The organism is Cupriavidus sp. 01L46, from assembly GCF_056399905.1.
On record NZ_JBFTSF010000241.1, the window covers coordinates 1 to 10,171 of the forward strand.

Annotated in this window: 6 protein-coding genes; 3 read left to right on the forward strand and 3 right to left on the reverse strand. The window is 66.2% G+C overall.

Annotated elements, in window-relative coordinates:
- Together uvrA and AC1DS3_RS29500 are read right to left on the reverse strand one after the other, a co-directional pair.
- A partial coding sequence (uvrA, locus tag AC1DS3_RS29495; protein ID WP_477128500.1) for an excinuclease ABC subunit UvrA occupies positions 1–3,360 on the reverse strand: 3,360 nt, incomplete at its 3' end.
- A 308-nt stretch (positions 3,361–3,668) separates the two neighbouring features.
- Positions 3,669–5,015 (reverse strand): cytochrome-c peroxidase, encoded by a 1,347-nt coding sequence (locus AC1DS3_RS29500; protein WP_441632361.1) that lies wholly within the window; start codon positions 5,013–5,015, stop codon positions 3,669–3,671.
- Positions 5,016–5,245: 230 nt separating this feature from the next.
- On the opposite strand from AC1DS3_RS29500, the gene acpA reads away from it, so the two are divergent.
- The 3 genes from acpA (at position 5,246) to AC1DS3_RS29515 (ending at position 9,615) form a co-directional block, all read left to right on the forward strand.
- Positions 5,246–7,384 carry an acid phosphatase gene (gene acpA, locus AC1DS3_RS29505; RefSeq protein WP_441632359.1) on the forward strand — a complete coding sequence of 713 codons (2,139 nt, stop codon included), beginning with the start codon at positions 5,246–5,248 and terminating at the stop codon, positions 7,382–7,384.
- Between the two features lie 199 nt (positions 7,385–7,583).
- A complete protein-coding gene (locus AC1DS3_RS29510; protein WP_183032835.1) occupies positions 7,584–8,522 on the forward strand; it encodes a LysR family transcriptional regulator in 939 nt (312 codons plus the stop codon).
- 109 nt (positions 8,523–8,631) lie between these two features.
- The gene (locus AC1DS3_RS29515) at positions 8,632–9,615 is read left to right on the forward strand and encodes a Bug family tripartite tricarboxylate transporter substrate binding protein (RefSeq protein ID WP_441632357.1); all 984 of its coding nucleotides are present in this window, start codon (positions 8,632–8,634) and stop codon (positions 9,613–9,615) included.
- A 175-nt stretch (positions 9,616–9,790) separates the two neighbouring features.
- On the opposite strand, the gene AC1DS3_RS29520 is transcribed toward AC1DS3_RS29515, so the two are convergent.
- Positions 9,791–10,129 carry a hypothetical protein gene (locus tag AC1DS3_RS29520; RefSeq protein WP_441632355.1) on the reverse strand — a complete coding sequence of 113 codons (339 nt, stop codon included), beginning with the start codon at positions 10,127–10,129 and terminating at the stop codon, positions 9,791–9,793.
- Between the last annotated feature and the right edge of the window lie 42 nt (positions 10,130–10,171).

The following is a 10,171-nucleotide window of genomic DNA, read 5'->3' on the forward strand; positions in this document are numbered from 1 at the left end:
GTGCCAGACCTCGGAGGTGGTCGCGACCGTGCTCTTGCGCCCGCCCCGCGACAGGCGCTGCTCGATGGCCACGGTGGGCGGAATGCCGTACACCGCATCCACCTCCGGGCGCCCGGCGGGCTGCACGATGGAGCGCGCGTAGGCATTGAGGGATTCGAGATAGCGGCGCTGCCCTTCATGGAACAGGATGTCGAAAGCCAGCGTGGATTTGCCCGAGCCCGACACACCGGTGATGACGTTGAACTTGCCGTGGGGGATATCGACGTTGAGCGCCTTCAGGTTGTGCTCGTGCGCGTTGACGATGCGCACCACGTCCTCACCCTCGATGGCGCGGCGCGCGCGCGCCGCGCGCAAGGCGGCCTGCAAGGGCACGCCCGCGTCCTCCGCGACAAAGGCATGGCCGACGGCGCGGTCGTATTGCAGCAGCGCCTTGCCGGTATGCGAGTGCGCGCAGCGCTTGACGTCTTCCGGCGTGCCCACGCACAGCACTTCACCGCCAGCGTCGCCGCCCTCGGGGCCGAGGTCGATGATCCAGTCGGCGGCGCGTACCACGTCGAGGTTGTGCTCGATCACGATCAGCGAATGGCCGCCATCCAGCAGCTTGCCGAACGCGCGCATCAGCTTGGCGATGTCGTCGAAGTGCAGCCCGGTGGTGGGCTCGTCGAACATGAACAGCTTGCACTCGTACGGCATCGRCTTGACGCGCGTATTGCTCGCCTGCGCGGTCTCGGCCAGGTAGCCGGCCAGCTTCAGCCGCTGGGCCTCGCCCCCCGACAATGTCGGCACAGGCTGGCCCAGCTTCACATATTCCAGGCCCACGTCGACGATCGGCTGCAGCACGCGCAGCACCGCCGCGTCGCCGGCAAAGTACGCCACGGCCTCGCACACGGTCAGCTCGAGCACATCGGCCACGCTGAGCGCGCGCGGCGGCTGGCCGCGCAGCGCGCGCTCGATCTTCACTTCGAGGATTTCCGCGCGGTAGCGCCGTCCATCGCAATCCGGGCAGCGCAGGTAGACGTCGGAGAGGAACTGCATCTCGACGTGCTCGAAGCCAGAGCCGCCGCAGGTGGGGCAGCGCCCGTCGCCCGAGTTGAAACTGAACATGCCGGCGGTATAGCTGCGCTGCAGCGCCATGGGCGCCTTGGCGAACAGCTTGCGGATCTCGTCGAAGGCCCCCACATAACTGGCCGGGTTGGAGCGCGCGGTCTTGCCGATGGGCGACTGGTCGACAAACACCACATCGGCCACCTGTTCCGCGCCGGCGAGGCTGCGAAAAGCGCCGGGCGCATCCGTGGACTTGCCGAACTGGCGCGCCATGGCGGGATACAGCACGTCCTGCAGCAAGGTGGACTTGCCCGAGCCGGAAACGCCGGTCACGCACACCAGGCGCTGCAGCGGGATCTCCACGGTGACGTCACGCAGGTTGTGCTCGGAGGCACCTTCCAGCACGATGCGCGGCGTCGCAGCGTCAACCGCGCGAGGTTGCCAGCGGGAAAGATCGGTCACCTGGCGATGGCCGGCAAGATATTCGCCGGTGAGCGTGCCCGAGCCGCGGATATCGGCAGGCGAGCCGTCAAAGATGATGTTGCCACCGCGCTCGCCCGGGCCGGGGCCCATGTCGATGAGCCGGTCAGCCGCGAGCATCACCGAAGGATCGTGCTCCACCACCACCAGCGTATTGCCGGCGTCACGCAGGCGATGCATGGCCTCGACGATGCGGTTCAGGTCGCGTGGATGCAGGCCGATGCTGGGCTCGTCCAGCACGAACAGCGTCTTGACCAGCGAGGTGCCGAGTGCGGTGGTGAGGTTGATCCGCTGCACCTCGCCGCCGGACAGCGTGCGGCTCTGGCGGTCCAGCGTGAGGTAGCCCAGGCCCACGTCGCACAGGTATTTCAGGCGCGTGCGCACCTCGGCCAGCAACAGCTTGAGCGCGTCATCGAGCATCAGGCTCGGCAGCGTGAGCTCGTCGAAAAACTTGCGGATGCGCTCGATCGGCATCAGCATCAGGTCGTGCACGGTGAGGCCCGGCAGCGCTTCGAGCTGCGTGCGGTCCCAGTCCACGCCGCGCGGCAGGAAGCGCTTGTCTGGCGCGCATACGGCGTCCGCCCCCGGCTTGCTGCCCAGGCGCCACAGCAGCGCCTCGGTCTTCAGCCGCGCGCCGCCGCAGGTCTCGCACGGCGTATAGCTGCGGTACTTCGATAGCAGCACGCGGATGTGCATCTTGTACGCCTTCGACTCCAGGTAGTCGAAGAAGCGTTTGACGCCATACCAGTGCGTATTCCACTTGCCGTTCCAGTCCGGCGAGCCGTCGATCACCCAGGCACGCTCGGCCGGGGTGAGGCTGGACCACGCCACGTCGCGCGGGATGCCGGCCTTGGCGGCGTAGCGCATCAGGTCGTCCTGGCACTCCTTCCAGGCCGGCGTCTGCATTGGCTTGATGGCGCCGCCGCGCAGCGTCTTGCGCTCGTCCGGGATCACCAGGCCAAGGTCGACGCCGATCACGCGGCCAAAGCCGCGGCAGGTCTCGCAGGCGCCGTAGGCGGAGTTGAAGGAGAACAGCGCGGGCTGCGGATCGGCATAGCGGATATCGCTTTCCGGGCTGTGCAGGCCGGTCGAGAACCGCCACACCTGCGCCTGCGCGCCCTCGTCCGCCGCGTCGATCACGTAGACGTTGACACGGCCGCTGCCGCGCTTGAGCGAGGCCTCGATGGCTTCCAGCGCCCGCACCTTTTCGGTATTGCCCAGGCGGAAGCGGTCGGCCACCACGTCCAGCACCTTGCGCGGCCCGGTGGGCGAAGCCACCACGCGCTGCGCCTGCACGCGCGTGTAGCCGCTGACGGAGAGCCACTGCTCGATCTCGGCATCGGTGGTGGTTTCCGGCAGTTCCACCGGGAAGGTGACGACCAGGCGCGGATCGCCCTGGGCGGCACGTGCTTGCAGCTCCGCGTAGATGGTCTCCGGCGAGTCATGCCGCACAGGCTGCGAGGTCTGGCGGTCGAACAGCTCGGCGGCGCGCGCGTACAGCAGCTTCAGGTGATCGTTGAGCTCCGTCATCGTGCCGACCGTGGAGCGCGAGCTGCGCACCGGGTTGGTCTGGTCGATGGCGATGGCCGGCGGCACGCCGTCCACCCGGTCCACCTGCGGCCGGTCCATGCGGTCCAGGAACTGGCGCGCATAGGCGCTGAAGGTTTCGACATAGCGCCGCTGCCCTTCGGCGTAGAGCGTGTCGAACACCAGGCTCGATTTGCCCGAGCCCGACGGCCCCGTCACCACGGTCATTTCGCCGGTGTGCAGATCGAGGTCGAGATTCTTGAGATTGTGCTGACGGGCTCCGCGGATACGGATGACACCGGATGACATGGGATGCGTCCTTTATGGCGTGGCTTGCGAGTGGCTAGCTGGTGGCTTGCGTGCGGCGTGCGATTGGCGAAGACGGGCCTGGCAGGGCATTCGGGCCCCGGAAGCGCAGCGAAAGCCATCGCGAATCGCGGTGTTGGTACGGTCAGGCCGCTATCCTATCCCGAAGGACGGCAGCGTGCCGCGCGCTGAAGTGTGGCGCTGACATCTCCTGACAACACGGTGTCAGGAGGAAATGGGGACGGATTGGAAAAAGGAAAGGCCTGCGAGGCACCCGAGTACCGGCAAGCAGCCACTGCCGCCGGGACTCGTCAATGGGTTGCAGGCAAGCGGTAGCCGTCGTTGAGGGTCTTCAGGAACGCGATGACGTCGCGGATCTCCGCCTCCGACAGGGCAGGCTTGCTGCCAGGCGCGCCGCCGAACGGGGGCTCCATATTCACGTTGTCACGATACCGCGCCGGCAGGTCGTCGAACTTGTCGATGCTGCCGTCGGCCTTGCGCGGGTACCACTTGCCGGGATTGCTGTCCCGTTGCACATAGAAACGCAACACGTCTTCCAGCGAATGAAAGGCGCCGTTGTGGAAGAAGGTCTTGCGTTGCGCCACGTTGCGCAGGCCGGGCGTGCGGAACAGGCCACAATACTCTGCGCGCGCCTTCAGGTCGGTGCGATCMGGCCCGCACAGGCCCATGTCGAAGAAGGCCGGATCGGCATTGACCGCCAGTTTGCGGTTGCGCGGCACGCCCAGCGCGATGAAGCCAAAATCGCTGAAGGCGGGAAAGACGCCATCGGCGCTGATCGCGCTGGGGTGGCAGGCCGCGCAGTTGCCCTTGGCGGGATCGTTGAACAGGCGCAGGCCGCGCGCTTCCTGCTCGCTCAGCTTGACCTGCCGCCGCAGGAACGCATCGTACTTGCTGCTGTAGGGATAGAACTCGGACGGTGTTTCCTGGAACACCTCGAGCGCCATCAGCGCGGCCTGGAAAGCGACCTCGTCGCGCTCCAGGATGTCGGCGCCGAACACCTCGCGCAAGGTCTGCGCATGCTTGCCGGCGCGCAGCCTGGCGGCCACCGCCGCCGCGTCCGCGTTCGCCATCTCATGCGGGGACAGCAGGGGAATGCCGGCCTGCTCGTGCGTGGAAGACGCCCGCCCGTCCCAGTTGTGGCCGCCGGTGGGGCCCTCGTCTTCGCTGTCGTTGCCGTCGTTCTCGTGGAAATGCTCGGAGAACGGCGGCACGTTCTGCACATAGCGCAGTGACGGCGCCGCGCGCGCGCCGGTGCGCAGCATGTCGGGGCCGCCCAGTTGCACCGACAGGTCGTTGGCCGGCCCATAGGCGTGTTCCGGGCTATGGCAATTCGCGCACGCGAGCCGGCCGGACGCCGATAACGCGGGATCAAAGAACAGCGCCTTGCCAAGCGCGGCCATGGCCGGCACCGGCGGCCGGCGCGTTGCCATCAGGGTGTAGAACGCATCGGCGTAGGCCGGGCGCGAAGGTGCCGCCACCTGGCTGGCCGCCGGCGCGGATGCCGGAGCCGCGGCCGCGCCCTCCTGCGCGGACTTGCCACAGCCCGCCAGGGTCAGGGCGAAAGCCAGCAGCAAGGCCCCGGTGGCAAGGCGGCGGTTCGGGGAAGGAACTAGSGGCAAAACGAAGCGCGGTGGCATCTGTGCGGCGAAATGGAATGGCCAGGGCGGGACGGGTGCGGCAGCCCAGGCACAGGAGATTCAGGAATGCGCCGCCACGCTAGCACGCGTGCATGACAGCAGCGTGTCATGCACGGCCGGATGTCTTTTTCTCGTACTGGCGCCATCATCAATCTGACATGGAGCGGCGCGAGAATCGCGCGGCTGTCCCAAAAAAAACCGCCTTACACATAACGAAAAAAGGATATTCCATGCGCCGAGCCTTAAGACTTTATCCCCTTGCAGCGGTGGCCGCCGCTGCCATGGCCGCCTGCGGCGGCAGCGACTCCAGTACTGCCCTCACCACCTCGGGCGTGGTGACCGGCAGCTATTTCGAACACGCCAAGGTCTGCATCGATACCAACAACGATGGCAAGTGCGAAAGCACGGAGACCAGCACCTACACCGACAAGTTCGGCGCCTTTACGCTCACCGGCCAGGGCGCGATCGCCGCCGAGATCGGCAGCGACGCCTTCCGCAACGATGACACCGGCGGCCACGCAGCCGTGACCCGTCCGCTGGTGTTCCGCGCACCGGCCAGCGCCAACGGTGTGATCAGCGCCATCACGACCGAACTGGTCGCGCTCATGGAGTCCAACGGCGGCGACCTCACCGCGGCCAAGGCACGTCTGGCCGCCCGCATCGGCGTGACGGCAGACAAGCTGCTGGCCGACCACAACAAGGAAACCGACAAGACCATCAAGGCGACCCTGCAGGCGGAGATCGATCAGACCATCGACCTGATCGCCGACTCGGTGGCCGGCGGCGGCGACATCGCCCAGGCGCTGCGCGACGGCGTCGCCAAGCGGGTCGCCCTCGACAACATCAAGACCGTGGTGGTGATCTATGCCGAGAACCGCGGCTTCGATAATCTCTACGGCCTGTTCCCGGGCGCCAACGGCGTCCCCGGCGTGAACCCCACCTCGACCGGCACCGTCGAGCCCCAGAAGGACTTTGATGGCTCCGTCCTGCCGGTGCTGCCGCCGACCTGGGGCGGGCTCACCGCGGCAGGGCAAGCCGTGCAGCTGCCGCAGGCCAGCACCGCCAACTGGGCGAACAAGCCGTTCCAGATCGACACCCCGCTTGCGTCTGGCGGCGTCAACGGCAGCGGCGTGGAAATCTCGCAATCCGTCACCACACGCGACCTGGTTCATCGCTTCTATAACAACCAGATGCAGATCAACGGCGGCAAGAACGACAAGTACGCCGCGTTCTCCGACGCAGGCGGCCTGACGATGGGCTATTACGACGGCAGCAAGATGGCGATGTGGCAACTCGCCAAGCAGTACGTGCTGGCCGACAATTTCTACATGGGTGCCTTTGGTGGCTCGTTCCTGAACCACCAGTACCTGATCTGCGCCTGCGCGCCGCAGTACCCGAACGCCGACGCGGCCACCTCGCCGGCCAAGAACTCGATCTCGGCCATCGATCTCGACGCCAACGGCAACTTCGTGCGCCTGACCCCCGGTACCGGCAATCCCACCTCGGTCCTCTCCGGCAAGGCGGTGTACCAGACCGACAGCACGCTGACACCCGCGGATAAGAGCGGCATGTTCTACGCCGTCAACACCATGCAGCCGGACTACCAGCCGAGCGGCAACAAGCCCGCCACCACCGATGCCACGGGCCTCTACGCCGACCCCACCAAGGCGACCACGCTGCCGCCACAGACCCAGACCACTATCGGCGACCTGCTCAACGCGCGCGGCGTAAGCTGGGCCTGGTACGCCGGTGCCTGGGCCAAGGCCACGCAGGACCCKACCGCCATCTACAACAACACGGTGCCCAACTTCCAGGCGCACCACCAGCCGTTCAACTACTACGCCAACTTCGACCCGGTCACCCAGGCCGCCAACCGCAGCGCGCACCTGAAGGACTTCGACAGCCAGTTCCTGCAAGATGCCGCCGCCGGCAACCTGCCCGCGGTCGCGTTCTACAAGCCGCAGGGCAACCTGAACCAACACCCCGGCTATGCAAGCGTGACCGACGGCGACGCCCATATCGCCAGCGTGATCGCGCAGCTGCAGAAGAGCCCGCAGTGGAAGAACATGCTGATCCTCGTCACCTACGACGAAAACGGCGGCTTCTACGACCACGCGCAAGTGCCCACCGGCGACCGCTGGGGCCCGGGCACGCGCATCCCGGCGATCCTGGTGTCGCCGTATGTGAAGAAGGGCTTTGTCGACCACACGCAATACGACACGGCCTCGGCGCTGCGCTTCATCACCCGCCGCTTTGTCCTGCCGACCCTGCCGGGCCTGCAGCAACGCGATGCCGCCCTGCTCGCCAACAAGGGCAAGGCCATGGGCGACCTGACCAACGCGCTGGACTTCACCGCCATGCCGCACTGAGCACGCACGGCGCCGTCACCGGCGCCGCGATCAAGAATGGGCGCCTCCTCGCGCCCGGCACACTACCGCAAGGCCTCTCGTTGACGGGAGGCCTTGTTCATCCTGGCTTTAGCAGCGCCTGCATGCCGCGCAATTCGCGATGCGCCCACCACCCTACAATACCGCCAGTCGATGCGGGCAAGGGAATCGGGGAAGGCACATGGAACTTCGGCAGCTGCGCTATTTCGTGCAGGTAGTGGAACTGGGCAGCATGGGGCAGGCAGCCCAGAAACTGGGCGTCGTCACATCCGCGCTAAGCCAGCAGATCAGCCGGCTGGAGAGCGAGCTGTCGACCCGCCTCTTGCAAAGGACATCGAGCGGCGTCGTCCCGACCGACGCGGGCCTGGCCTTCTGGCGGCAGGCGCAGCTGGCCATCCGCCACGCCGACGACGCAGTACGCGCCGCGCAGCTTGCGCGCCTCTCCGGCCACGTCAGCGTAGGCATGGCGCCGAGCACCATCGCCGTGCTCGGCCTGCCCTTCATGCTGGCCATGCGCGAGCGCTATCCCGATATCCGGCTGCACCTGGTCGAGAACCTCTCCGGCAACCTGGCGTCGATGATCGGTGCGCGGCAACTCGACCTCGCCGTGCTGTTCCAGATCGAAGGCACCCAGCGCTGGGACGTGACGCCGCTGCTTGACGAGCGCCTGTTCGTCATCGCCCGGGAGGGACTTGCGGGACTACCGGCGGCCGGGCCCGTGCGGATCGAACAGCTTGGCGAGCTGCCGCTGATCCTGCCAAGCAGCCCGCATGGCTTGCGTGCCCTGCTCAACACCGCGTTTGCGCGCAGCCAGCACCCGCTCAACGTCATTGCCGAGATCGACGGCCTGGCGATGCTGATGGATGCGGTGCGCGCCGGCCTCGGCGCCACCATCCAGCCCGGCGCGGCGGTGGCCCGGCTGATCGGCGAACCGCTGCGCATGCTGGAAATCGCTGACAGCAATAGCAACAGCACGGTCCATCGGCCCAACCTGCTGGTCAGCCTCTGCGACGACGAACTGTCTCCGGCAGGCCTGGCGGCCCGCACCGTGCTGGCCAGCGTGACCCGCGCGCTGGTCGAGGACGGGCGCTGGCCCGGCGCCACTCTTCACAAAGCCTGAAGACCCCTTGCCGGAACGTGACTGGCGCCGGCCTGAGGCGCTACGTACAGTCTTGCCAGCAAAAAAGCGCACCCCGCCAACTACCAGAACGATCCCCCCAGGAGACAAGATGAAGCCCACCGCACGCCGCGCCGTGATCGCCAGCATCCTCGGCACCGCCCTCATGTCGGCGGGTGTCGTCGCATTCGCGGCGGACAGCTGGCCCGCCAAGCCGATCTCGCTGGTCGTCCCGTTTGCCGCCGGCGGCACCACCGACATCATCGGCCGCACCGTCGGCCAGAAGCTCGGTGAAGCGTTGCGCCAGCCGGTGGTGATCGACAACCGGCCCGGCGCGGGCGGCACGCTCGGCGCCGCCAACGTGGCAAGGGCGCAGGCGGATGGCTACACCTTCCTGCTCGCCACCATCGCACACACGATGGCGCCCGGCATCTACAAGACGCTCCCCTACGATTTCACCAGGGACCTCGACCCGATCGGCATGGTCGCGTTGACGCCCAACGTGCTGCTGGTCAACCAAATGATCCCGGCCCGGTCCGTGCCGGAACTGATTGCCTACATCAAGGCGCATCCGGGCAAGGTCAACTATGGCTCCGCCGGCACCGGCAGCACCGAACACCTATCCGGCGAGCTGTTCCGCTCGATGACGGGCACCGACATCGCCCACGTGCCCTACAAGGGCGGCGCCCCGATGATGACGGACCTGATCGCCGGGCAAATCCAGATGGCCATCGAAACCAGCCCCTCCGCCGCGCCCCACGTACGCAGCGGCAAGGTGAAGGCGCTCGCTGTCACCACGGCGAAACGGTCCTCCGCCTACCCCAGCGTCCCGACGCTCGACGAGAGCGGCGTCAAGGGATTCGAGGTAACGACGTGGTACGCGCTGATGGCGCCGCGTGGCACGCCGCCTGCGATCGAGCAGCGTGTGAGCACGGAGCTGGCGAAAGTCCTGCAGCTGCCCGAGGTGCAGAAACGCTTCGAGGAACAGGGCGTAACGGCAGGCGATATGGCGCCGGCACAGTTGGCGGGGTTCATTCGTTCGGAGACCACCAAGTGGACCAAGGTGGCCAAGGACTCGGGGGCGACCGCGGAGTGAAGTGCGGGGGCCTTCAAAAGGCCAAGAAAAAAACCCCGGGAATCAACGACTCCCGGGGTTTTTCGTTTGCCAGTGCAGGCCGTACCGACAGTCGCGGCCTGCGATGGCGGGGATGCTCAGAATGGTCAGAACGGTTAAGGTCGCCGACGAGAACGATTCCATCAAACATGGCTAGTCATCCCTCTTCTGCCCGAATTTCTGCCAACGCTTTCTCCAGCATCTTCATGTCCGGTGGATTCTTTTGCCCTCCTTTGGAACCAAGCCAGCGATGTACTGCATTCTTAGGCCCGCTGCCAAGACGTTTTCCTTCGGTGGTTAAGTCGTTCTTCCTGAGCACTCGCTTGACGACCAGTCCATGTCCATCGCTCACAGAACAGGTCAGCAATCCGTTATTTTCTAGAAACAGAAATAGTTGCTCCATACCAACTTTGACGCTCTCCGCTAAATCCGGGGTGTTTACATATGCGTTCAGCAGTTCATCTATGTTCCAGATTTCATAATCAACTTCCATCATTCGATCCTCTCAACTTTTGATATCTCTTGGACAGGGGCCAAT

Coding starts and splice junctions, on each gene's coding strand:
- AC1DS3_RS29520 (WP_441632355.1), bottom strand. CDS start 10,129: ATGATGGAAGTTGATTATGAAATCTGGAACATAGATGAACTGCTGAAC.
- AC1DS3_RS29515 (WP_441632357.1), top strand. CDS start 8,632: ATGAAGCCCACCGCACGCCGCGCCGTGATCGCCAGCATCCTCGGCACC.
- AC1DS3_RS29510 (WP_183032835.1), top strand. CDS start 7,584: ATGGAACTTCGGCAGCTGCGCTATTTCGTGCAGGTAGTGGAACTGGGC.